15 protein-coding genes and 3 tRNA genes are annotated in these 24,847 nt (G+C 72.1%); 6 read left to right on the top strand and 12 right to left on the bottom strand.

The annotated features are described in order from the left end of the window. Positions 1-26: 26 nt before the first annotated feature. The 3 genes from HGB54_RS01150 to HGB54_RS01140 all read right to left on the bottom strand — a co-directional run bounded on the left by HGB54_RS01150 (position 27) and on the right by HGB54_RS01140 (position 3,979). Positions 27-1,157, bottom strand: coding sequence for a calcium/sodium antiporter (locus tag HGB54_RS01150; protein ID WP_168914818.1), 1,131 nt, complete (start codon positions 1,155-1,157; stop codon positions 27-29). 54 nt (positions 1,158-1,211) lie between these two features. Then, positions 1,212-3,767 carry an excinuclease ABC subunit UvrA gene (locus HGB54_RS01145; RefSeq protein ID WP_168914817.1) on the bottom strand — a complete coding sequence of 852 codons (2,556 nt, stop codon included), beginning with the start codon at positions 3,765-3,767 and terminating at the stop codon, positions 1,212-1,214. A 139-nt stretch (positions 3,768-3,906) separates the two neighbouring features. Continuing rightward, positions 3,907-3,979, bottom strand: a tRNA-Arg gene (locus HGB54_RS01140). A 131-nt stretch (positions 3,980-4,110) separates the two neighbouring features. Here HGB54_RS01140 and HGB54_RS01135 point away from each other — a divergent pair. Beyond that, complete coding sequence (locus HGB54_RS01135; protein ID WP_168914816.1) at positions 4,111-5,787, top strand: sensor histidine kinase; 1,677 nt, start codon at positions 4,111-4,113, stop codon at positions 5,785-5,787. Here HGB54_RS01135 and HGB54_RS01130 read toward each other — a convergent pair. The 6 genes from HGB54_RS01130 to serS all read right to left on the bottom strand — a co-directional run bounded on the left by HGB54_RS01130 (position 5,784) and on the right by serS (position 11,053). Further along, a complete protein-coding gene (locus tag HGB54_RS01130) occupies positions 5,784-6,932 on the bottom strand; it encodes a glutamate--cysteine ligase (RefSeq protein ID WP_168914815.1) in 1,149 nt (382 codons plus the stop codon). The two genes, HGB54_RS01135 and HGB54_RS01130, sit on opposite strands and share 4 nt — an antisense overlap. Positions 6,933-7,197: 265 nt before the next feature. Beyond that, a tRNA-Ser gene (locus HGB54_RS01125) sits at positions 7,198-7,287 on the bottom strand. Between the two features lie 100 nt (positions 7,288-7,387). After that, complete coding sequence (locus HGB54_RS01120) at positions 7,388-8,641, bottom strand: LCP family glycopolymer transferase (RefSeq protein WP_228545883.1); 1,254 nt, start codon at positions 8,639-8,641, stop codon at positions 7,388-7,390. Positions 8,642-8,775: 134 nt separating this feature from the next. Further along, a tRNA-Ser gene (locus HGB54_RS01115) sits at positions 8,776-8,860 on the bottom strand. Between the two features lie 103 nt (positions 8,861-8,963). Continuing rightward, complete coding sequence (locus HGB54_RS01110; protein WP_168914813.1) at positions 8,964-9,791, bottom strand: HAD family hydrolase; 828 nt, start codon at positions 9,789-9,791, stop codon at positions 8,964-8,966. Continuing rightward, positions 9,788-11,053, bottom strand: coding sequence for a serine--tRNA ligase (gene serS / locus HGB54_RS01105; RefSeq protein ID WP_168914812.1), 1,266 nt, complete (start codon positions 11,051-11,053; stop codon positions 9,788-9,790). Before serS ends, HGB54_RS01110 begins: the two co-directional genes overlap by 4 nt. A gap of 109 nt (positions 11,054-11,162) precedes the next feature. Between serS and HGB54_RS01100 the strand changes: the two genes are divergently transcribed. Next, entirely contained in the window at positions 11,163-12,191 is a 1,029-nt protein-coding gene (locus HGB54_RS01100; RefSeq protein WP_168914811.1) for a diacylglycerol/lipid kinase family protein, read from the top strand. 132 nt (positions 12,192-12,323) lie between these two features. Here the strand turns inward: HGB54_RS01100 and HGB54_RS01095 are convergent, their stop codons facing one another. Then, complete coding sequence (locus tag HGB54_RS01095; RefSeq protein ID WP_168914810.1) at positions 12,324-16,532, bottom strand: endo-1,4-beta-xylanase; 4,209 nt, start codon at positions 16,530-16,532, stop codon at positions 12,324-12,326. A 292-nt stretch (positions 16,533-16,824) separates the two neighbouring features. On the opposite strand from HGB54_RS01095, the gene HGB54_RS01090 reads away from it, so the two are divergent. Next, positions 16,825-17,847 carry an NADPH:quinone reductase gene (locus HGB54_RS01090; protein WP_168914809.1) on the top strand — a complete coding sequence of 341 codons (1,023 nt, stop codon included), beginning with the start codon at positions 16,825-16,827 and terminating at the stop codon, positions 17,845-17,847. Positions 17,848-18,035: 188 nt separating this feature from the next. On the opposite strand, the gene pheA is transcribed toward HGB54_RS01090, so the two are convergent. Next, a complete protein-coding gene (pheA, locus tag HGB54_RS01085) occupies positions 18,036-18,986 on the bottom strand; it encodes a prephenate dehydratase (RefSeq protein ID WP_168914808.1) in 951 nt (316 codons plus the stop codon). 86 nt (positions 18,987-19,072) lie between these two features. Between pheA and pgm the strand changes: the two genes are divergently transcribed. Continuing rightward, positions 19,073-20,692, top strand: coding sequence for a phosphoglucomutase (alpha-D-glucose-1,6-bisphosphate-dependent) (pgm, locus tag HGB54_RS01080; protein WP_168914807.1), 1,620 nt, complete (start codon positions 19,073-19,075; stop codon positions 20,690-20,692). Next, positions 20,682-21,878 (top strand): MalY/PatB family protein, encoded by a 1,197-nt coding sequence (locus HGB54_RS01075; protein ID WP_228545882.1) that lies wholly within the window; start codon positions 20,682-20,684, stop codon positions 21,876-21,878. The genes pgm and HGB54_RS01075 overlap by 11 nt, the downstream gene beginning before the upstream one ends. Positions 21,879-22,466: 588 nt before the next feature. Here HGB54_RS01075 and HGB54_RS01070 read toward each other — a convergent pair. Next, complete coding sequence (locus HGB54_RS01070) at positions 22,467-23,297, bottom strand: M15 family metallopeptidase (RefSeq protein WP_168914806.1); 831 nt, start codon at positions 23,295-23,297, stop codon at positions 22,467-22,469. A gap of 198 nt (positions 23,298-23,495) precedes the next feature. On the opposite strand from HGB54_RS01070, the gene HGB54_RS01065 reads away from it, so the two are divergent. After that, positions 23,496-24,782: an ABC transporter substrate-binding protein gene (locus HGB54_RS01065; RefSeq protein WP_407663495.1), complete on the top strand. Its 1,287-nt coding sequence runs from the start codon at positions 23,496-23,498 to the stop codon at positions 24,780-24,782. Positions 24,783-24,847: the final 65 nt, after the last annotated feature.

Below are 24,847 nucleotides of genomic sequence, written 5' to 3'. Positions count from 1 at the left end.
TTTGCGAGGATGTGCTCACAAGTGCATCACGAGCGGTCGGGATGCTCCTCCGATCGCCGCGCGGAGGCCGCGGCCGCCCGCCGCCCCCGGATCACGCCGACCTCGTACGAGGTCACCGCGATGAGCGTGATCGTCACGAGCGGCAGCACGAACCACAGCATCACCGCGGTGAAGCCGTCGAGGGCGTCGTGCTCGGTCGAGGCCAGCACGAGGTACGCCGTGTACGCCGCCCACAGCAGCACGAACAGCCAGCCCTCCCAGCGGGCGACGACGAAGCCCGTGAACGCGATCGGCAGCAGCGCCACCGCGGTGGCGAGCAGCAGGGGCAGGTCGAGCGCGATCGCCGCCGCCGGCACCGGGATGCCCTCGCCGAAGATGATCGCCGGCAGCCCCAGCACCATGCCGATGTTGAAGATGTTGCTGCCCACGATGTTGCCGACGGCGAGATCCCGCTCGCCCCGCCGCAGGGCGATGATCGAGGTGGCGAGCTCGGGCAGCGAGGTGCCGACGGCCACGACGGTGAGGCCGACGACGAGGCTGCTGACGCCGAGCCCGGTCGCGATGCTCACGGCGCCGTCGACGAGCAGCTGAGCGCCGAGGACGAGCAGGCCGATGCCGGCGACGAGCAGCAGGGCGGCGAGCCACAGAGGCATCGGCTTCTTCTGCTCGCCAGCCGGGTCGGTCGCGGCGGGCTCCTCGACCGTCTCGCGCCGTCCGACGACGATGCTCACGACCGTGTGCACGAGCAGGCCGCCGAGCAGCAGAACGCCGTCGAGCAGGTCGAGGCGGCCGTCGAGGCTCACGACCACGAGCAGGATCGAGATGCCCACCATCACGGGGATGTCGAAGCGCACGAGCTGCCGTTTGATGACGAGCGGGCTGATGATGGCCGAGACGCCGAGGATCAGCAGGATGTTGATGATGTTGCTGCCGACGACGTTGCCGACCGCGAGCCCCGGCTCGCCGTCGAGCACCGCGCCGACCGTGACGGCGAGCTCCGGCGCGGAGGTGGCGGCGGAGACCACCACCAGTCCGATGATCAGCGGCGAGATCCCGACCTTGGCGGCGAGCGTCGAGGCGCCGCGCACGAGGGCCTCGCCTCCGCCGATGAGCAGCAGGAGACCTGCCACGACCTTGACGACATCGAGAGCATCCACGTGCTCAGCGTACGGACGCGGCGCCGGGATCGGGCGGGCGATCGCGCCGGGATCTCAGCGCGCGGCCGACTCCTCGCGCGCCCGCAGCCGCCGGGCGAGGTACGGGCCGGTGACGCTCGCGCCGTCGGCCGCGATGGCGGTCGGGCGCCCCGTCGCGACGACGGTGCCGCCGCGGTCGCCGCCGCCCGGGCCGAGGTCGATCACCCAGTCGGCCGAGGCGATCGCGTCGAGGTCGTGCTCGACGACGACCACCGTGCTGCCCGCATCGACGAGGGCGTGCAGCTGGTTCATGAGCAGCGCCACGTCGGCCGGATGCAGCCCCGCGGTCGGCTCGTCGAGCAGGTACAGCGTGTGGCCGCGGCGAGCGCGCTGCAGCTCGGTCGCGATCTTGATGCGCTGCGCCTCGCCGCCGCTGAGCTCCGTCGCGGGCTGGCCGAGGCGCAGGTATCCGAGCCCGACGTCCTGCAGGGCGGCGAGGCTGCGGGAGGCGCCGGTGCTCGTCGCGAAGAAGCCGGCAGCGTCATCCACCGACATCGCCAGCACGTCGGCGATCGTCGCGCCGTTCCAGGTGATCTCGAGCGTCTCGGGGTTGTAGCGCGCGCCGTGGCAGGTGGGGCAGGCGCCGTACGTGCCGGGCAGGAACAGCAGCTCGACCTCGACGAAGCCGTCGCCCTGGCAGGTGGGGCAGCGGCCCTCGGCGACGTTGAACGAGAAGCGGCCGGCGCCCCAGCCGCGCTGCTTCGCCTCGTCGGTCGCGGCGAAGAGCGCCCGCACGACGTCGAACATGCCCGTGTACGTGGCGAGCGTCGAGCGGGGGGTGCGGCCGATCGGGCGCTGGTCGACGCGGACGAGGCGCTGGAAGGCCTCGAGTCCGGCGACGTCGCCGACCTGCACGTCGAGGTGCGCCTCGGCCTCGGGGTCGTCGTCGGTTGCGGGGGCTGCGCCTCTGCCGCTGCTCGTGCCGGCGCTCGTGCCGCTCGGCGCGGGCTCGTCCTCGCGCGCCAGCCAGCGGCGCACGACCTCGGCGAGCACCTGGGTGACGAGCGTCGACTTGCCCGACCCGGAGACGCCGGTGACCGCCGTGAGCACGCCGAGCGGGAACTCGACGTCGACGCCGCGCAGGTTGTGGCGCTCCACGCCGGTGAGCCGCAGACCGCCGCGGGGCTCGCGGGGCTCGCGCTCGACCGGCGCGATGCGCCCGAACAGGTGCGCGCCCGTCACCGATCGCTCCACCGCCTCGAGGCCGGCGACCGGGCCGCTGTAGACGACCTGCCCGCCGCCCTCGCCCGCGGCGGGGCCGATGTCGACGATCCAGTCGGCGCGGCGCACGACGTCCATGTCGTGCTCGACGACGAAGAGCGAGTTGCCCGAATCCTTGAGGCGCTCGAGCACGTCGAGCAGCGGCTCGGCGTCGGCGGGGTGCAGGCCGGCGGAGGGCTCGTCGAGCACGTAGACGACCCCGAACAGGCCCGAGCGCAGCTGCGTCGCGATGCGCAGACGCTGCGCCTCGCCCGGCGAGAGCGTCGTCGACGAGCGGCCGAGGCTCAGGTAGCCGAGCCCGAGGTCGAGCAGCACCTCGATGCGCGCGAGCAGGTCGGCCGCGATGCGCACCGCCACCTCGGTCGCCTCGCCCGAGCCGGCGCCCGAGACGGCGATCGCCGCGTCGGCCTGCTCGGCGATCGGCCGCAGCACCCGCGCGACCTCGCTGAGCGGCAGGGCGTTGACGGCGGCGATCGTGCGGCCCGCGACGGTCACCTCGAGCGCCTCGGGCTTGAGCCCGCTGCCCCCGCAGTCGGGGCAGGCCATGGTCTCGGTGAAGCGCAGCGCCTTCTCGCGCATCCTCGCGCTCTGCGAATCCTTCAGCACGTGCATGATGTGCTGGCGCGCGCTCCAGAACTTGCCGTAGTAACCGTGGTCGACCCGGTCCTCCTGCGGCTCGATGTACACCTTCGGCTGCTCCTCGGTGAACAGCAGCCACTCGCGGTCTTTCGCACTGAGCGTGCGGAACGGCGCGTCGATGTCGATGCCGAGCCCCATGACGATGCTGCGCTGGTTCGCCCCCTGCCACGCGCCCGGCCACGCCGCGATCGCCCCCTCCCGGATGCTCAGCTCGGGGTCGGGAACCATCAGGTCGACCGTGACGTCGTGCACGCTCCCGAGCCCGGCGCAGCGCGGGCACGCCCCGGCCGCCGTGTTCGGCGAGAAGGATTCGGCCTCGAGCCGCGCCGCCCCGGGTCGGTAGGTGCCGGCGCGCGAGTAGAGCATCCGCAGCAGGTTCGACAACGTCGTGATGGTGCCCACCGTCGAGCGCGAGCTGGGCGCGCCGCGGCGCTGCTGCAGCGCGACGGCCGGCGGCAGACCGGTGATCTCGGTGACGTGCGGGGCGCCGACCTGCTGCAGCAGCCGCCGCGCGTACGGGGCGACCGACTCGAAGTAGCGCCGCTGCGCCTCGGCGTAGACGGTGCCGAAGGCGAGCGACGACTTGCCCGACCCCGAGACCCCCGTGAAGGCGACGAGCGCGTTGCGCGGGATATCGACGTCGATGCTCTGCAGGTTGTTCTCGCGGGCGCCGCGCACGCGCACGAATCCGCCGGGGTCGATGTCGGTCATCTCCCCACGGTACGCGGGGCGCGCGGGTGCGGGTCGCCGATCGAGGGGGTGGGCGGGGGGATGCTCAGGTGCGGGTGCGGCCGGCCATCCGCGCACGAAAAAGCCCCGGCACGCTGATCACAGCGTCCGGGGCATCCTGCGCGCCCGAAGGGACTCGAACCCCTAACCTTCTGATCCGTAGTCAGATGCTCTATCCATTGAGCTACGGGCGCACTGCCGCTTTCACGACTGAGCGAGCATATCAGCGACGCGGGGCGGGGTCGAATCGAGGGCGGCCCGAGCGGCGCGCGCGGCGCGGGCCCGGGCATCCCTAGTCTGAGCATGCACGCACAAGGGGGAACGGGTGGCCAGCACCAACGATTCGACGCTCGACGAACGACCGCTCGTCAGCCCGCGGTACACGGCGCGGCTGCTGCAGACGGGCTTCTTCATCATCTTCGGCCTCGCGACGCTGCTGCTCCTCATGCTGGAATTCGAGGTCGTCGCGGGCCCTCCGTACCTCATCGGGATCGCCATGGTGACGATCGCGACGGCTCTGCCGCTCATGAAGCGGTTCCGCAACCCGTACTACCGGCCGTGGATGCTCCTCATGCCCGTCCTCGACTTCCTCGCGATCTTCGTGATCCGCCTCGAGGGCACGGGCGGCGTCACCAACCCGCTCGTGATGATCCTGGCGCTCCCCGCCGTCTGGGTCGGCATCGTCAAATCGCGCTGGGCGATCGTGGCCCTCGCCCCCTTCGTCGTGGCCGTCATCGTGCCCGACATCGTCGCCGTCGCATCGGGCGGGCTCGACCAGTCGGCCGCCGATCGCGCGACCATGCTCATCGCCGTCTTCCCCGTCGTCATGCTGCTCGCGATGGTGGTGGCGTACATGATGTCGTCCATCCTCGCCGGCCGGCAGGTCGAGCTGAGCTCCGAGCAGCGCCGGCGGGCCGCGGCCGCCCGCGAGACGGAGCGCACCCGCCGACTGCTCGACACGGTGCTCGACGCGCTCGACGTCGGCGTCATCGTCACCGCGCCCGACGGCGATCGCGTGCTGATGAACAGAGTGCTGCGCGAGAGCCCCGAGCTGACGGCCGAGGGCGCCGACCCGTGGGAGTCGTTCCACGGCATCCAGGCGTTCTCGACCGATCGCGTGACCCCCATCGACGACGGCGACTCGTCGCTGGATCGGGTGATGCGCGGGCAGCAGGTCACGGATCGACTGGTGTGGGTGGGAGCCCCCGGCGGCCGTCAAGCGGCGCTGTCGGTCTCGGCGAGCCCCGTTCACACGGCCGATGGCGAGCACCTGGCGAACGTCGTGGTCGTCAAGGACGTGAGCGACTTCATGCAGGCGCTCGAGGCGAAGGACGCCTTCATCGGCACCGTCTCGCACGAGCTGCGCACGCCGCTGACGACGATGTCGGGGTTCCTCGAACTGGTGCTCGAGCGCCGCGACGAGCTCGCCGGGCTCGACCCCGACATCGTCGAATGGCTCGAGGTCATGGACCGCAACGTGCAGCGTCAGCACATGCTCGTGCGCGACCTGCTCACCGCGGCCGGATCGCGCAATGCGCCCATCGCGATCGCGCGGCACTCCGGCGACCTCGCCGCCGTCGTGCGCGAGTCGGCCGACGCCCTGCGCTCGGAGGCCGCCGCGAAGGGCGTGCGCCTCACCGTGACGGGGCACGACGCGGTCGGCCGCTTCGATGCGCTGCGCATGGCCCAGGTCGCCGAGAACCTCATCACCAACGCCGTGCGTTACACGCCCGAGGGCGGGCGGGTGCGCGTCTCGGCGTCGGCCGACGAGCTGCACCTCATCCTCACCGTGCGCGACACCGGCATCGGCATCTCCGCCCCGGATCAGGCGCGGTTGTTCGAGCAGTTCTTCCGAGCGGCGGATGCCCGCGCCTCCGCCATCCGCGGCGTCGGGCTCGGTCTGCCCATCGTGAAGGCCATCGTCGACGCCCACGCGGGCTCGATCGACGTCGACAGCGAGGTCGGATCGGGCACCACCATCACGGTGCGCCTGCCCCGCTAGGCCTCGCGGCGTCCGTGGTCCGCAGCGGGGAGTGGCCGCTCGGCGTCGAACTCGGCCCGCAGGTGCCGCACGACCGCGGCGAGGTCGCCGTCGTGCGCTTGGGCGACCGCCCGCTGGCGGTCTGCCCCGCCGCCGAGCGCGAGGATCTGCTCGACCCCGCCGAGCTCCTCCGCGCAGCCGAGCTCGTCGGCGATCGGGGAGAGGTCGACGAGCAGCTCGGCGAGGTGCTCGCGCACGGGCTGCTCACGGCCGCCGGCGTCGACGACGGTGACCGCGTCGAGGCCGTAGCGGGCGACCCGCCACTTGTTCTCGCGGTGGAACCAGGGCGCGAGCGGCGCGGGGGCGCGGCCGGCGTCGAGGCGGCGCGAGCCGCGCTCCACCAGGCACTGCGCGAGCGCGGCGACCGCGGCAAGTTCGTGCAGGCTCGAGGGGGCGTCGCAGGCGCGCACCTCGAGGGTCCCCCAGCGCGGCGCCGGCCGGGCATCCCATCGCACCTCGGTCTCGTCGTCGACGACGCCGGTGCGCACCAGATCGTCGACGTAGCCCTCGAACGCGGGCCAGTCGTCGAGCGCCCAGGGCAGCCCCGCGGTCGGCAGCTGCTGGAAGACGAGCGCGCGGTTCGAGGCGTACCCCGTCTCCTCCCCCGCCCAGTACGGGCTCGAGGCGGTGAGCGCCTGCAGGTGCGGCAGGGTCGCGCCGAGCTCGGCGAGCAGCGGCATGACCTTCGCGCGGCGCTCGACGCCGACGTGCACGTGCATGCCCCAGATCATCATGTTGCGGCCCCACCACTGGGTGCGGCGGATGAGCTTGTCGTAGCGGGTCGCCTCGGCGATGCGCTGCTCGTGCCACAGCGCGCTCGGGTGGCTGCCGGCCGAGAGCAGGCCGATGCCGCGCGTGGCGCACTCGGCGCGCACCTCGGCGATGCGGTCGCGCACGTCGCGCACGGCGTCGGCGACGCGGGCGTGCGGGTCGCTGACGATCTCGACCGTGTTGGTCAGCAGCTCGCCGGTGATGCCGGGGCGGTCCTTCAGCGCCTCGAGGATGCCCGGCGCCTCCCCCACGAGATCGCCGCGGTCGTCGACGAGCATGAGCTCCCACTCGATGCCGACGCTCGAGCGCGGCGACGACGCGAACCGGATCGGCATGCTGCTCCTGATGGTCGACGCGACGGCGGCGCTCCGCCTCCCCGCCGATCATGGCGGATGCTCGCGATGCCCCGCACGAACATGACCGAGTGAGTCGGCGAACGCTCAGCGGCGATGCCCTGCAGAACCGCACAGCAGAGGGCCATCACGGCGGTGACGACGAGCGACGTCACATCGGAGAAGCGGCCGCTGCGGTGACCCGACTCAGAAGGGTGACCACCAGCGACATCGCGCCGCAGCAGCGGCGGCGCGATCATCGGTACAGCGGAGACGAGGGGATTTGAACCCCTGGTCCCCTGAACGGGGACTCCACCTTAGCAGGGTGGTGCACTCGGCCGGACTATGCGACGTCTCCTGGCGTGAGCCTCCACCACTATAGCCGCTGCGCGACGGGCACGGCGCGCGCGTTCCGGCGAGGGCGGCGGGATGCTCCGCTCAGCCCCGCCCGGACGCGGTCAGTTCGCCACCGAGCACGTGTACTGGTCCGCCGTCTGGCCGAGCACGCCCTCGAGCACGGCGTCCTCGGGCGCGACCGAGGGGTCGCCCGGGGCGGGGCTCGCGCTGGGGTCGACGGGCGCGGCGGGATCCGTCGCCGCGGGCGTCTCGACCGGGGCCTCGGTCGGCGGCGCGACGGGCGCGTTCGGGTCGAGCGTCGAGCCGTTGCCGGTGGCGTCGTCGGCGAGCACGAAGGACTCGCCGTTCTGGATCCGCTCGAACAGCTGGTCGGCGAGGTCCTCCAACGGGGCCGCCTTGTTCGTGTACACGCCGCCGAGGCCGGTCGTCGCCGGGTACTGCACGAAGGTGATGTTCTCGGTCGGGATGGTCCGCAGGGCGAGCGCCATCGACACCATCGTGTCGACGCTGGAGAGACTGGGCGACAGTTTCATCGCCTGCGTGGCGACGGTGGCGATGCCGTAGAGCGCGGTCGGGTCGGTGAGCACGCCCTCGTTCTGCACCTTTCGCATGAGCGAGGAGAGGTAGACCTGCTGCGAGGAGATGCGGCTCAGGTCGCTGCCGTCGCCGACGCCGTAGCGCGTGCGCAGGAAGGCGAGCGCCTGGTACCCCTCGACGGTGTGGGTGCCCGCGGTCTCCAGCACGAGATCGGCCTGCCGATCGATGATCGGCTCGGTGATGCAGATGTCGACGCCGCCGACGGCGGTGGACATCATGGCGACGCCGTCGAAGGAGATTTGCGCGGCGTACGGGATGTCGAGCCCGGTGAGCTCCTCGACCGTGAGCACGACGCAGTTGAGCCCGCCCTGCCCGTAGGCCACGTTGAGCGGCTGCGCGCTCATGGGCGAGCTCATCGAGCCGTCCTCCTGCGGGCACCCGGGATGCCGGATGACGAGGTCGCGCGGGATGGACACGGCGACCGCCGACTGCTGGTCCTCTGTGACGTGCACGAGCATGTTGACGTCGTTGAGCGTGGTGTCGCGCCCCTCGCCGACCGTCTGCCCCTCGGCGTTGTCGACGCCGACGATGAGCACGTTGAAGCCGCCCTCCCACTCGCCGACCTGCGGGATCTCGCGGACGTTGCCGTCGGCGTCGGTCAGTTCGACGACGTCGATGTTCGAGGTGAGGTTGTTGAGGGCGATGGCGGCGACGGATGCTCCGCTCACGAGCACGACGGCCATGGTCGCACCGACCACCTTGAGGGCCGTCGACCACCAGGCCGAGCGGCGCTGGCGGCCGTGGCGCACGCGCGCCATCGGCAGGGATCGCAGAGTGCGATCACGCGTGCGTTCGGCCATTCGATCCCCCCGGGTGCTGCGGCACGGCCCTCGGGAGGGCGGTGCGGGTCGGTATTCGCGTCGACGCGCCCGGCGGGCGCATCCTCACAGCGCGGAGGGCGTGGGATTCGAACCCACGAGACATCTCTGCCCACTGGTTTTCAAGACCAGCTCCATCGGCCGCTCGGACAGCCCTCCTCGGCATCAACGAACCCGATAGTACCCGAGGGATGCTATGCGGGGCCTGGCGGCGGCACCCCCGTTCGGGATGCCCCGCCCGGGCCGCGCGCCGCCGCGAACCCTACTGCAGTGCGGAGAGCGCCTTCGCCAGCCCGTCCTCGGTATCGCGCGCCGTCGTCTCGGAGGCCACCGCGACGACCTCCTCCGGCGCCTGCCCCATGGCCACGCCGCGCCCACCGCCGGCGACCGCCCAGGTGAGCATCTCGATGTCGTTGCGGCCGTCGCCGACGGCGAGCACGCGACGGGGATCGATGGCGAGGGCATCCCGAACCCGCTCGAGGGCCGTGGACTTGTTCACGCCGTCGGGCGCGATGTCGAGCCAGGCCGTCCAGCCGACGTTGTAGCTGACCTGGTGCAGGCCCATGAGCTCGACGGCGGCGAGGAACTCCTCCATCGCGTGACCGGGGCTGATGACGACGACGCGGGTGGCGGGCTCGTGGGCGAGGCGCTCGAACGGCACCTCCTCGCTCACGGCGCCGAGCGCGCCGTCGGGGAACCAGCCGGTGTAGCGGTACATGCCGGTCTCGTCCTCGACGGCGTAGTTCGCCTGGCTGAGATGCGGGCGGATGCTCTCCAGCACTCCCGAGGGGTCGAAGGTCTCGACGTGCTCGCGCCGGTACCCCGTCGGGGCGCTCTCGTCGCGACGCAGCGTGATGGCGCCGTTCGAGCAGACCACGTACTCGGGAGCGATGCCGAGCCGCTCGAGCACCGGCAGGGTCATGGCGACCGAGCGCCCGGTGGCGAGCATGACCTCGTGCCCGGCCTGCCGCAGTCGGGTGATCTCGGCGAGCGCCGCGTCGGGCAGCGAGCCGTCCTCGTGCAGCACGGTGCCGTCGATGTCGAGGGCGACGAGCCAGCGCTCGCCCTGGTCGGTGGACGTCGTGCTCATCGCTTGGGCTCCATGATCTCGAGGCCGCCGAGGTACGGGCGCAGGGCATCCGGCACCACCACCGAGCCGTCGGCGCGCTGGTGGGTCTCGAGGATGGCGACGATCCAGCGGGTCGTCGCGAGCGTGCCGTTGAGCGTCGCGACGGGCGCCGTCTTCCCGCTCTCGCCCCGGTGCCGGATGTCGAGCCGGCGGGCCTGGTAGGTGGTGCAGTTGCTCGTGCTCGTGAGCTCGCGGTAGGCGCCCTGCGTGGGCACCCAGGCCTCGATGTCGAACTTGCGGGCGGCGCTCGTGCCGAGGTCGCCGGCGGCGGTGTCGATGACGCGGTAGGCGAGGCCGAGGCTCTGCAGCATGGCCTCCTGCAGGGCGAGCAGGCGCTCGTGCTCGGCCTCGGCGTCGGCAGGGTCGATGTAGCTGAACATCTCGAGCTTCTGGAACTGGTGCACGCGGATGATGCCGCGGGTGTCGCGGCCGTAGCTGCCGGCCTCGCGGCGGTAGCAGGTGCTCCAGCCGGCGTAGCGCAGCGGGCCCTCGCTCACGTCGAGGATCTCGTCGGCGTGGTATCCGGCGAGGGCGACCTCGCTCGTGCCGGTGAGGTAGAGGTCGTCGGCGGGCAGGTGGTAGACCTCGTCGGCGTGCTCGCCGAGGAACCCGGTGCCGCGCATGACCTCGGGCTTCACGAGCGTGGGCGTGATGAGCGGGGTGAAGCCGGCCTCGAGCGCGCGGTCGAGAGCCATGGTCATCATCGCCAGCTCGAGTCGCGCCCCTAGCCCCTTGAGGAAGTAGAAGCGCGAGCCCGAGACCTTCACGCCGCGGGGCATGTCGATCGCGTCGAGCACCTCGCCGAGCTCGAGGTGGTCGCGGGGCTCGAAGTCGAAGACGGGCGTCGAGCCGACCTCGCGCAGCGTGACGAAGTCGTCCTCGCCACCCTCGGGAACACCGTCGAGCACGACGTTCGGAATGCCCCCCGCGATGCTCGCGAAGGCCTCCTCGGCCTCGGCCGCGGCCTGCTGCGCCTGCTTCACGCGGGCCGAGAGCTCCTGCGCCTGGGCGACCAGCGCGGCCTTCTCCTCCTTCGGGGCCTTCGCGACGGTCTTGCCGTGCGCGTTCTGCTCGGCCCGCAGGGTCTCGTAGGCGGTGATGGACTCGCGGCGCGCGGCGTCGGCGGCGACGGCCTCGTCGACCCGCTCGACGGAGGCGCGGCGGGCGCGCTGGGAGGCTTTGACGAGCTCGGGATTCTCACGCAGCAGCTGGGGGTCGATCACGCCTCTAGTCTGGCACGCGGCCCGCGCCCGACCGCCGGGGAACGACCCGTGCTGGATGCTCGTCCGCCCGCCCGGGCGCCCGCCGTGCCGCATGCCCTAGCCTGACGCCATGTCTCCCGATCAGGCCTCCGCCGGCGCGCACGTCGCCGTCATCTTCAACCCCATCAAGGTGGACATCGACGAGCTGCGCTCGGAGGTCCGGCTCGCCGAGGAGGAGGCCGGCTGGAACGCCACCCTCTGGCTCGAGACGAGCGTCGACGACCCGGGGCAGGGCATGGCGAAGGAGGCGATCGCGAGCGGCGCATCCGCCGTTCTCGCCGCCGGCGGCGACGGCACCGTGCGCGCGGTCGCCGAGGGGATGATGAACTCGGGCGTGCCGCTCGTGCTGCTGCCCGCGGGCACCGGCAACCTGCTCGCCCGCAACCTCGGCATCACGCTCAACCGCCTGCCCGAGGCCGTGCAGCTCGCCGTCACCGGCGAGGACCGCGCCATCGACATGGGCACCGCGCTGCTGCGCCGGCCCGACGGCTCGACCGAGCAGCACACCTTCGTCGTCATGGTCGGAATCGGCCTCGACGCGAAGATGATCGCCGCCACCAACCCCGAGCTGAAGAAGAAGGTCGGCTGGCTCGCCTACGTCGAGGCCATCGCCCGCATCGCGCGCGACGTCGACGCGGTCAAGCTCTCCTACTCCCTCGACGGCTCCCCCACCCGGTCGACGAGCGTGCACACCCTCCTCATCGGCAACTGCGGCGCCCTGCCCGGCAACGTGCTGATCATGCCCGAGGCGAAGATCGACGACGGCCTGCTCGACATCGCCGCCATGCGCCCCCGCAACCTCGCCGGCTGGATCCGCGTCGGCACCGCCGTGGTGTGGGAGAACGGCGTGCTGCGCAAGTCGCGCGCCGGCCGCCGCCTCATGGCCGCCGACAAGCGCGTGCGCGTGCTGCGCTACTTCCAGGGCCGCCGCGCCGACCTGCGCTTCGAGAAGCCCGAGGAGTTCGAGATCGACGGCGAGGAGATGGGTCTCGTGACGACCCTCAGCGTGCGGGTCGAGCCCGCCTCGCTCATCGTGCGCGTGCCGCGCGACGTCTCGCCCGAGCGCGCCGGCATCAGCTCGGCGCCCGCGCCGGAGTAGCCGCCGCGCCGAGCCGCCGCCGGTTCGGGATGCTCGACTCCTGCATTCGTGCACGCCCGCGCCGCGCATCCGCACGCCGAAGGGCCCCGGCGCTCATGACACCGGGGCCCTCCTGCGTGCTGTGCCGCAGGACTACTGCAGGCGCGCCTCGCGGCGACGGGCGACCACGGTGGCCGCGACGCCGAGGAGGAGCAGGAGCATCGCGAGCGCGATGATCCCGGCCGCGTCGGCACCGGTGACGGGCAGCCCGCCGGCACCGGCACCCGTGCCGTCACCGCCGGTTCCGCCGTCGGCGCCCGTGACCGCCGCGGTGACCGTGAGCGGAGCATCCGCCACGACCACCCCGTCGACGACCGCGCTCAGCACGTAGTCGCCGGGTGCGGTGCCGCGCGGCACCGTGAGCGTGACCACGGCATTGCCGTCGCCGTCCACCGTGACGACCTGCAGCACCGCCGCGACCGTCAGCTCGGCCGGCTGGGTACCCGCCGCGTCGAGCGAGAGCGACACCTCGGCCCCGGGCTCGAAGCCGGTGAGCTCGACGCGCACCGCGCCGCCCGCCGCCACCGAGCCGGCGCCGATCGAGACGACCGGACCGTCGGGCACGACCTCGCCCGAGCCGACCAGCTGCGTGACGCCCCAGCGGGCGGTCGACTGGAATCCGGCTCCCGAGGGGTCGGCCCAGTTGGTGATCGAGCTGCGCGCGCCGTTGGCGGCGTCATTGACCTGCACGTCGAGGCCGTGGAACGTGCCCTCGCCGGACGAGTCGATCAGGCTGATCGCCGCCTCGACGATGTAGCCGCCGTCGACCAGGGTCGTCGCCGACTCGACGCGACCGCGCTGGAAGCCCTCGTCCCCGGTGCCGAACGACACGACGTTCTCGGCGCTGATGCGCACCTGCATGTCGTCGTAGCGGTAGGGGCCGTTCTTCACGTTGCCGGCGTCGATGTACATCTCGACCGAGTCCTGGATCCACGGGTCGGATCCGGTGACGTCGACGATCGGGTCGGCGACCTCGGCGAGCAGGTACAGCGTCGAGTCGCGCCACAGGGTGCGCACCTCGGCCTGCGCGCCCGACGCGCCCTCGACCTGCTTGGCGGTGGTGAAGCTGTTCGCCGCGGCCCAGGCCTCGTCGATGCCGCCGTCGATGACGACGTCGCCCTCGGCGGCGACGGTCTCGGTGAACGAGAGCGCCCCGAGCAGCGTGAGCGTTCCGAGAACGCCCTCGCTGTTCCAGCCGGCCGTGGTCGTGCCGTCGGTGACGCGCAGGTCGAACGCGAGCAGGTCGCCCTCGTTCGCGGCGGCCGGCAGGGTCAGCGGCACGACCAGGTCGTATCCACCGTCCCGCTCGACCGTGCCCTCGTCGCCGCGCTCGACCGTCACGGTGCGCCCCTCGTACTCGAAGGTCACGGCGTCGGCCGCCTGATCGGTCGCGTCGTCCACGGTGACGTAGGCGGTGAGGATGCTCCCGCTCCAGCGCAGCTGGAACGCGGTCCCCCCCTCCACGATCTCGAGCGGCAGACGCTCCCACTCGGGCGAGTCGACCTCGCCGATGCCGACCTCGCCCTGGAACACGTTGGCCGCGCGCTGCGGGGCCTCGAGCTCGCCGTCGATCAGCCCAAAGTACGACGGCTTCGCCTGCAGGCGCTCGTCGAACAGCAGCGGTCCGCCGTTGGCGGCGCGCCAGCTGCGGTTGTCGGTCAGACCCCAGATCGTCACGGAGAACAGCTCGTCGGCGCGCTCGCGGAAGTCGCGGAACGCGTCGCGGTAGTAGTACCCCTGGTCGATGAACAGCGCCTCGGTCTCGGGCGTGCCCGTGGTGACGTCGAGCTCGGTGACGGCCTGCGTGATCGGCAGGTCGGAGAACCGGTCGATCGTGGCGCCGAGCTCGGCGACCGGGAACGACAGGCTGACGTGGAACTGGTGACCCAGTCCGTCGACCGGCACGCCGCGATCGAGCAGGCGCTCCAGGAGCGCGCGCATCCGATCCTGCTTGCCCTGCTGCTCGGTGTTGTAGTCGTTGATGAACAGCGCGACCGGGCGGTCGGCGCCGGCGGCGGCGTACTCCTGGTTGAAGGCCTCATCGGCGTACTGGAACGCCAGGTCGATGAAGTTCTCGCCCAGGATGCGGTACCACTCGCTGCGGCGCAGGCCGTCGTCGAACTGCCCGCCGTCGCCCACGACCTCGTTGACCACGTCGAACGCCACGATCGGGTTGCCGTCGCCGTACTCGCCGAACGTGGTCGCGTAGTGCTCGGCCACGGCGAAGATGTGCGTGCGCATGCGCTCGGCGAGGATGGCCTGGTCACCCTCCGAGTCCGTCAGCGGTGCGCCCGACTCGTCCTGGAAGAAGAACGCCGGCGTCTGCGCGTGCCACACGAGGGTGTGGCCCCAGACGCGGTTGCCGTTGTCGACCGCGTACTCCATGAGCAGGTCGCCCTCGGGGCTCGGCGAGAACTCGCCGTCGGCGTTGTAGAACGACTCGGGCTTCATGAAGTTCTCGCTCGTCAGCTGCTCGAAGTGGCGCTGCACGAGCTGCGACTGGGCTCCGGCGGTCTCGCGCGAGTCGATCGCGACGCCGATGGGGAACTCCACGGTGTCCTTGATCGGCGTGAGATCCTGCACCACGAGCGGCTCGGCCTGCGTGACGGTGATGTCATCGACGTAGAACGTGCTCGTGTTGGCGATGGCGCCGCCGTCGTAGCGGGTCTCGAAGTAGAGCAGACCCGTCGTGAGCTCGCTGGTCGGCATCGTGACCGACGCCGTCAGCTCGGTCCATCCGCTGTTGGTGAAGCCGTCGGCCTGGGCGACCGTCTGGAAGACCGAGTCGGCCTGCAGGGTCAGCCAGACGTCATCCGGCTGCTGCCCGGGCGCGAAGCGCACCCAGGCGGAGAGGTCGTAGGTGACGCCGGGCAGCAGGGTGCCGATCACCGGGAACCCGATGCCGTCGCCCTGGCTGCCGCGGTTCGCGACGACCGCCGACTGCGCGCCCGTGCGGGCGTAGTCGGTGGTCGTGCCCACCGTGGGGTCGCCGTCGCTCGCCTGGCGCAGCTGCCAGCCGTCGAGGCCGTCCTCGAAGCTCGTGCTGATGACCGTGGCCCCCGGGGTGCCGGGGTCGACGGCGGCGGGCGTGCCGGTGGGCAGCGTGAAGCTCCAGCCCTCGCCGATGCGCTCGGTCACGACGTTCCGGATCGCGGTGACGGTGTTGGCGCGGTTGGCCGGGCCGTCGTGGGCGAGCAGGATGCGGCCGGGCTGCAGGGCGGCGCGGATGTTCGCCTCGAGCGTCTCGACGCGCTGGTCGTTGCCGTCCCAGTCCTGGATGGTGTTCGTCACCGCGAGCGGCTGCATGCCGAGCGCGACGGCGACCTCGCGGGTCTCGCCCCAGCTGCCGTTCGGCGCGCGGAAGAACGGCACCGCGGCGTCGTCGTCGCCGAGGACGTCGCGGATGATCGTGAGGTTCTCCTCGAGGTCGGCCTGGGCCTGCTCGACGGAGTAGCCGCCCATGTCGGCGAAGCCGGTGGAGTGGTTGCACAGCACGTGGCCCTCGGCGACGATGCGGCGCAGCAGCTCGGCGCCGCCCGGCGCCTCGATCTGCGAGCCGATGACGCAGAAGACGGCGGAGATGCCCTCCTCGGCGAGGAAGTCGAGCAGGTCGGCGGTGTCCTCGGCCGGGCCGTCGTCGAACGTGAGCGCGGCGACGTCGCCCGTGCCCTGCGCGGTGGCGAGCTCGGTGGTGGTCGGGTTCGGGAACCCGCCCGGGGCGATGCCGGGGCTCGGCGTGATGGGGCCCTCCTCGGGGACGTCGAGCGCGGTGATGACGAGGTCGTCGATGACGTAGCCGAACGGTTCGGTGCTGCCCGAGAGCGCGCTCGTGCCCGTGTAGACCTTCGGCGCGGTCGCGCCGGCCGGGATGCTGTACTCGCCCTCGAGCGTCGTCCACCCCGCGGCGGTGATGTCGGCGGCGTCGGCGTAGGCGTAGGTGCCGCTCTCGCCGTTGAAGTTCACGATGAGGCGCAGGTTGGCGGTGCCGGCCGTCTCGGGCGCGAGGCGGGCATCCATCGTGAAGCGGTACGTGGTGCCGGCGGCGAGCACGCCGGGCGCCGTCTGCACGCCGTCGTAGTCGTTGCGCCGGTCGCCGACGAGCAGGGCCCGATCGCCCTCGATGTCGATGGCGCTGAAGGCGGGGCCGCCGCTCTGCTGCAGCTCGGCGGGCAGGAGCCCGGCGCTGAAATCGGCGTTCAGGACGACGACGTCCGCCGCAGACGCAGCGGTCGCCGGGGCGACGACGAGCGCTAACGCGGCAGTCGCCGCTACGAAAGTTTTCGTGAATCTATGCCGAGGCATGGCGCTCCTTTGCGCAGGGGGTACGGGGGATTGCCGCAAAGGTAGGCAGATCGTCCTGCGAGGAGCAACGTATATGTTGGGACTCGCAACATAGCGTTACGCGATCGTGATCGAATGTTTCTAGAGAGTTTCGGGATGTTCACGGACGGTCGGGGCGTGGGAGCGCGACCATCCGCACGGGCCCGCGCCGGGCATCCCGAACGGCCGCCGCGGGCGCGTCGACCGGGGGCCGCCTCTGCCTCGGTGGCCGCGCGCGGGGAATAGCGACGGCCGGATCGCCCTTGCACGGAGCATGCGTGCCATCGTCTTCTCCCAGCCCGGCCCCTCCTCCGTCCTCGAGCTCGTCGACCGCGATGTCGTCGCACCCGGCCCCGGCGAGGTGCGGGTGCGGGTCGCCGTCTCGGGCGTCAACCCGACCGACTGGAAGGCCCGCGCGGGCAAGCCGCTCGAGGTCGACGAGGCCGTGCCGAACCAGGACGGCTCCGGCGTGATCGACGCCGTCGGCGCGGACGTCGACGGCCTGCGGGTCGGCGACCGGGTGTGGATCTTCCTCGCCGCCCACGAGCGCCCGACGGGCACGGCGCAGGAGTTCACCGTTCTGCCGGCGAGCCGCGTCGTGCGGCTGCCCGAGGGCGTCGGGTTCGACGTCGCCGCGAGCCTCGGCGTTCCCGCGATGACCGCCCACCGCGCCCTCACCGTGCACGAGTTCGGCCCGGCCCGCCTCGCGCCCGCCGCCCTCGACGGCCGCGTCGTCCTCGTGCAGGGCGGCGCGGGGGCCGTCGGGCACGCCGCGATCCAGCTCGCCGTCTGGGCGGGAGCGACCGTGATCGCCACGGTCAGCAGCGACGACAAGGCCGAGCTCGCCCGCGCCGCCGGCGCGCATCACGTGCTGCAGTACCCGGATGCCGAGCTCGCGGCTGAGGTGCTCGCCCTCGCCCCGAGCGGCGTCGACCACGTCGTCGAGGTCGCGCCGGCGCAGAACGCCGCCCTCGACGTCGAGGTGCTCGCCAACCACGGCAGCATCGCGTACTACGCGAACAACAACGGCGACGACTTCACCGCTCCGATCGTGGCGAGCTTCGCCAAGAACGCCCGCTGGCAGGGGCTGCTGCTCTACACCGTCGAGCGGGATGCCCTCGCCCGCGCCGCGGCGGATATCACCGCCGCGCTCGAGGCGGGCGCGCTGCCCGTCGGCGCCGAGGCCGGGCTGCCGCTGACGTGGTTCGCGCTCGACGACGCGGCGGCCGCGCACGATGCGGTCGAGGCCGGGGTCACCGGCAAGGTGCTCATCTGCGTCGCGGACGACCTGCGCTGAGGCGGCCCGACGCCCGGGTCTGAGCCACCCGGGGCTTCGGCGTGCACAAATGCAGGACGGGCTCGGCGCGTCGCCTGCGGTCATGCGGCGACACGCCGGAGTGAGGGCGCCGCGTCCTGCATTTGTGCACGCGACACGAGCTCGCCGACGCGATGCCGCCGGCCGGGGCGGCGGGCGGCGCCGCGCCGCTACGCCTCGGGCTCGCCCGAGAGGATGCCGCGCAGCCAGTCGCGCGCGTCCGTGAAGACCTCGTCGCCGTACTGCGAGACGACCTCGATCTGCTGACGGTCGGCGCGCGGGTACGAGCCGAGGAACATCACGGCGGGGCTGAACCGCTTGAGGCCGAGCAGGGCGTCGGCGACGCGCTCGTCGTGCACGTGCCCGTCGAGGTCGATGACGAAGCGGTAGCGGCCGAGGGCGTCGCCGATGGGCCGCGACTCGAGCAGGCTCATGTTGACGCCGCGGGTGGCGAACTGCTCGAGCATCTCGAGCAGGCGGCCGGGGGCGTCGTCGGGCAGCTCGACGATGATGCTCGTCTTGTCGGCGCCGGTGCGGGCGGGCAGCCCGAGGGTGCGGCTCACGAGCACGAAGCGCGTCACCGCGTTCGGGTTGTCGCCGATGCCCTCGGCGAGCAGCTGGAGCGGGTGGTGGTCGGTGATGCCGGGCGGCGCGATCGCGGCCTCGGCGAGCTCGGAGGCGAGCAGGCTCGTCGCCGCCGCGACGTTCGAGGCGGCGGGCACGTGGCCGTGACTGGGCAGCTGCGATTCGAGGAAGCGGCGGCACTGGGCGTAGGCGACGGGATGCGCGGCGATGACCCGCACGTCGGCGAGCGCCGTTCCCGGCCGACCGACGAGCACGAAGCTCACGGGCACCAGGTACTCGCCGATGATGCGCAGTCCGGGGATCGTGGCCAGAGCATCCTGCGTCGCGCTCACGCCGCCCTCGACCGAGTTCTCGATCGCGATCATCGCGGCGACGCTGCGCCCCGACATGACGTCGTCGAGCGCCTCGCCCACGTTGCTGACGCTGCGCCAGGCGGCGCCCTCGGCCTCGGGCACCTGCCGCAGAGCCTCCCAGGTGAAGGTGCCGACGGGGCCCAGGTAGCTGTAGACCGGGGTCGCGTCGGGGGCTGCGCTCATGCTCGGAAGTCTAGGTGCGCAGCCCGCCTGCGAGCCGCCCCGGAACCGCCTTCCCGCTGGCCGTGCCGCGGTGGTTGGATGAACCCATGACCCGCGCCGGAACCCCCGCCCAGCCCTCCGACCTCATCGACGTCGACGCCGTCGTCGCGGCGTACCACGACCGCACCCCCGACCTGGATGACCCGGCGCAGCGCGTGGTCTTCGGCACGAGCGGCCACCGCGGCTCGAGCCTCGACGGCGCCTTCACCGACACCCACATCGCCGCGATCACGCAGGCGATCGTCGAGTACCGCGCCCAGCAGGGCGTGCGCGGCCCGATCTTCGTCGGCGCCGACACCCATGCGCTCTCCGCCCCCGCTCAGCGCACCGCCCTCGAGGTGCTGACGGCCCACGGCATCCTGACCTTCGTCGATGCCAACGACGACTACGTGCCGACCCCCGCGCTCAGCCACGCGATCATCGCCCACAACCGCCACGCGGCGCAGGATGCCCAGGCCGACGGCATCGTCATCACCCCGTCGCACAACCCTCCGCGCGACGGCGGCTTCAAGTACAACCCGCCGCACGGCGGCCCCGCCGACTCCGACGCCACGGGCTGGATCGCGGCGCGCGCGAACGAGATCATCGCGAACGGCAGCCGCGACGTGAAGCGCGGCACGGCGGTCGAGACGAACGCGTACGACTTCCGCGAGCACTACGTCAGCGACCTCGCCTCGATCATCGACGTCGAGGCGATCCGCGCTTCGGGCCTGCACATCGGCGCCGACCCGCTCGGCGGCGCCGCGGTCAGCTACTGGCAGCGCATCGCCGAGCTGCACGGCCTCGACCTGACGACGGTGAACCCCTTCGTCGACCCGGCCTGGGGCTTCATGACCCTCGATTGGGACGAGAAGATCCGCATGGATCCGTCGAGCCCGAGCGCGATGGCCAGCGTGCTCGCGCACAGAGACGACTACGCGATCCTCACCGGCAACGACGCCGACGCCGACCGCCACGGCATCGTCACCCCCGACGGCGGGCTGATGAACCCCAACCACTACCTCGCGGTCGCGATCGAGTACCTCTACGCGCACCGCCCCGACTGGCGCGCCGACGCCGCGATCGGCAAGACCCTCGTCTCGTCGAGCATGATCGACCGCGTCGCCGCCGGCCTCGGCCGCCGCCTCGACGAGGTGCCGGTGGGCTTCAAGTGGTTCGTGCCGGGCCTCATCGACGGTTCGGTCGCCTTCGGCGGCGAGGAGAGCGCGGGCGCGAGCTTCGTGCGCCGCGACGGCACCGTCTGGACGACCGATAAGGACGGCATTCTGCTCGCCCTGCTCGCGAGCGAGATCACGGCCGTCACCGGGTCGACGCCCTCCCAGCTCTACACGGGGCTGACCTCGCGCTACGGCGCTCCGGCGTACCAGCGGGTGGATGCTCCGGCCGACGCCGCGCAGAAGGCCGCGCTCTCGAAGCTCTCGGGCGACGCCATCTCGGCCTCCGAGCTCGCGGGCGAGCCCATCACGGCGAAGCTCTCGCACGCGCCCGGCAACGGCGCGGCGATCGGCGGCGTCAAGGTCGTCACCGAGAACGCCTGGTTCGCGGCCCGCCCGAGCGGCACCGAGGACGTCTACAAGATCTACGCCGAGTCCTTCCGCGGCGAGGAGCACCTCGCGCAGGTGCAGCAGGAGGCCAAGGCGATCGTGGACGCCGCTCTTGCCGGCTGAGCCCGCGCCGATCGACGTCGTCGCGCTCCACGCGTCGTGGGATGCGCTCACCGCTGAGGAGCTACATACCGCGGGCGGCATGAAGTGGAGCTACTTCCCCGTGCCGCTCGGCGCGTGGGTCGCGGAGTCCGATCTCGGCACGCCCGCCGAGGTGACGGAGGCCGTCGTCGCCGCCATGCGGGCGGGGGTGACGGGGTACCTGCCTCCGGCGGTGAGCGCCGAGATGAGCCGGGCGACCGCCGACTGGATGCGGGATCGCTACGGCTGGGAGGTGCCGGCGGAGAGCATCCACCCGATTGCCGACGTCATCACCGGACTCGATGTCGCGATCGAGCACTACTCCCGAGCGGGCTCGGCGGTGGTCGTGCCGACGCCGGCATACATGCCGTTCCTGCAGGTGCCGGTGCGGCACGGACGCGCGGTCGTCGAGGTGCCGAACGCGCTGCTGCCGGACGGGCGCGAGACGCTCGACCTCGCGGGCATCGAGGCGGCGCTCGTCGAGGGCGCCGGGCTCGTGGTGCTGTGCAATCCGCTGAATCCGGGCGGGCGCGTGTTCGAGCGCGAGGAGCTGGCGGCGCTCTCCGAGGTCGTCGCGCGGCACGATGCGCGGGTCTTCGCCGACGAGGTGCATGCGCCGCTCGTGTTCGCGCCGCATCGGCATGTTCCGTATGCGAGCGTGAGCGCGGCATCCGCCGGTCACAGCGTCACGGCCACGAGCGCCTCGAAGGCGTTCAACCTGCCGGGGCTGAAGGCGGCGCAGTTCATCACGCACTCCGACGCCGATGAGGCGGTGTGGCAGACGATCGGCCCTCTCGCGAGCCACGGGGCGAGCACCCTCGGCGTCATCGCGAACACGGCGGCGTACCGGTGGGGCGCTCCGTGGCTGGAGGCGCAGCTGTCGTACCTCGACCGCAACCGCCGCCTGCTGGCCGCGCTGCTCGAGGAGCACCTGCCCGAGGTGCGATTCCGGATGCCCGAGGGCACGTACATCGCCTGGCTCGACGTGAGCGCGCTCGAGCTCGGCGACGATCCCGCGCTCGCGCTGCGCGAGCGGGCCGGCGTCGCCCTCACCGACGGGCGCGCGTGCGGAGCGGCCGGCGTCGGCCACGTGCGCATGATCCTCGCGACCCCCGCGCCGGTGCTCGAGCAGATCGTGCTCGCCATCCGCGATGCGGTGCGCGGGTAAGGGTCCTCCCCCACCCCGGGCCCGGGCCGCACGTCTGTCCGCTCCCCGGGCTCCCGACCGCACGACTGTCTGCGCCTTTATCCGCGCGTCTCAGCCTCCTTGCTCGCCCGCCTCCGCCACCGCCCGCATGCGCACCCGACCGCACGCGCACCCGCCCACATGCGCACCCGCCCAGATCCGCGCCCGCCCACGCCGGAGAGCCGGAGTGCTGTGCCACTCCCGCGCCGCTCCCCCCGCTCGCGCCCGCTCTCCCGTAGCCTCCGCGGCCGGTCAGATCCGAACCCGCCCCGCGATGAGGCGAGAGATTCGTCGTTGACGCTATGTGCGCCCAAGGCTCCACAACCGTCAGGGGTTGTGGACCCTTCATCGCACATAACCCCGGCGGATCGCCGCGCCCCGAGCGACGCGAGCCGCGTGACCGCGTCGACGGCGACGTCTCCGGGGCTCCGCTTCGAATATTGCGGAAGCGGAAGCTTCCGCATCCCTGCAGGGTTGTGGAAGCTTCCGCTTACAGACGCTCCGAGAGAATCCTTGGGCAGTGCGGCCGGCCGGGCGGGCGAGCCGGCCGGCGGGCGGGCGGGCAACCCCCTACCCGTAGTCGGGCGCGGCAGGCAGCCCGAAGAACTCCTCGAGCGTCGCGACCCCGGTCGCGCGCATCTCGGCCGCGAGTTCGAGACCCACGTACCGGAAGTGCCACGGCTCGTACGAGAACCCCGTCACCGGCGTCGCCCCGTCCGGGTACCGCAGCACGAACCCGAAGCGATGAGCGTTCGACGCCAACCACTGCCCGTGAGGCGTCTCGCCGAAGCAGGGCTGCAGCGAGCACACCTGGGGCTGCGAGCCGAAGTCGATCGCGAGCCCGGTCTGGTGCTCGCTGTGGCCGGGGCGGGCACTGACGAGGTCCGCGGCCTGCTGCCCCTGCTGCGCGACGACGCCGTTGTACACCGAGACCTGCACCCCGTAACTGCGGTACGCGCTCAGCGACAGCAGCTCCAGCCCCGCCTCGTCGCGCGCGGCCTGCACGACCGCGACGGCGGCATCCGCGGCCTCCCGCCGCAGCGAGGGCGCGTTCGTGTACGCCACGGGCACCGGCACGAGATCCGGTGGAACGAAGTCGGTCGGTTGCAGCGGCCGCCGCTTGTTCGACACCACCCAGAGCGAGGCCGGATCGTCGATCGAGAGCGCCGAGCGGTCGAAGCTCGGCGAGGGCGAGGGGGTCGGCGTCGGCGAGGGCGTCGATGACGGGCTCGGGATGACCGGCGCGGGCAGCTCCGACACGGCCGGCGGCGCCGGCTCGACCGCGGGCGCGCAGGCCGCGAGCCCCGCGAGCAGCACGCCCGCGACCGCGAGCGCCGGAGCCGCCCCCGCCCCCCGCCGACGAAGGCCCCTCGACCTCGGGACTCGGCGCGGCAACGGCATGACCCGAGGCTACCGCGCGACCCGCGCCGGGCATCCATGCGTATGCATAACGCTGCTGACCAGCCATTTCAGAGCGATGTGGAAATTTCGTTGACAGTCCCACAAACCACTGCCTACAGTGAGCGCCGAAGTGAGAGCGCTCTCACGTCACGCTGTGAGAGCGCTCTCACCCCCACCCCCACGCACAAAGGAGTGATCGTGACGTTCTCACGTCGAACCACCGCGACCGGCGCTCTCGCCGGAGCAGCAGCCCTCGCCCTCGTCATCACCGGCTGCGCCAGCAGCGGTGCCGGTGACGAGCAGACCGGAGCCGATGGCGACATCACGCTCACGGTCGCCACCTTCAACGACTTCGGCTACACCGACGAGCTGCTCGCCCAGTACGAGGAGGACAACCCGGGTGTGACGATCGTGCACAACCGGGCCGCCACGTCGAACGACGCCCGCGACAACTTCTTCACCAAGCTCGGCGCCGGCTCCGGCCTCGCCGACATCGAGGGCGTCGAGGTCGACTGGTTCGCCGAGATGATGCAGTACTCCGACCTGCTCGCCGACCTCAGCGACCCCGAGGTCGCCGACCGCTGGGTCGACTGGAAGTCCGAGGCCGCGACCGACGCCGAGGGCCGCCTCGTCGCCTACGGCACCGACATCGGCCCCGAGGCCGTCTGCTACCGCGCCGACCTCTTCGCCGAGGCCGGCCTGCCCACCGACCGCGCCGAGGTCGCCGAGCTGCTCGAGGGCGACTGGGACCGCTACTTCGAGGTCGGCGACCAGTTCGTCGAGGCCACCGGCGGCGCCTGGTTCGACTCGGCCGGCGCCACCTACCAGGGCATGATCAACCAGGTCGAGTTCGCCTACGAGGAGGAGGACGGCACCGTCATCGCCACCGAGAACCCCGAGGTCAAGGCGATCTACGAGCAGGTGCTCGAGGCCAGCGAGACGCAGTCGGCCCACCTCGCGCAGTGGAGCGACGACTTCTTCGCCGGCATGGCGAACGGCGACTTCGCCACGATGCTCTGCCCCGGCTGGATGCTCGGCGTCATCGAGGGCAACGCCCCCGAGGTCACCGACTGGGACATCGCCGACGTGTTCCCCGGCGGCGGCGGCAACTGGGGCGGCTCGTACCTGACCGTTCCCGCGCAGGGCGCCAACGTCGAGGAGGCGACGAAGCTCGCCGCATGGCTGACCGCCCCCGAGCAGCAGCTCACCGCCTTCGACGCGGCCGGCACCTTCCCCAGCCAGGTCGAGACCTACGAGCAGGATGCCCTGCTCTCGGCCACGAACGCGTACTTCAACGACGCCCCCGTCGGCGAGATCCTCGTCAACCGGTCCGAGGCCATCGGCGTCGCGCCCTTCAAGAGCGTGAAGTACTTCCCCATCAATGACGCGCTGCAGAAGGCGCTCACCCGCGTCGACGTCGACGACACCCACACGATCGAGAGCTCGTGGGAGCAGTTCGTGGCCGAGGTCGAGGCGCTCGGCTAGGCCGAGCCTCTCCGACTCCAGCTGAACCCGGGGGCGTGCGGCGCACCACCGCGCCGCACGCCCCC

The organism is Microcella flavibacter (assembly GCF_012530535.1).
Taxonomy (GTDB): Bacteria; Actinomycetota; Actinomycetes; order Actinomycetales; family Microbacteriaceae; genus Microcella; species Microcella flavibacter.
This window is presented reverse-complemented; position numbering and strand designations above follow the sequence as displayed.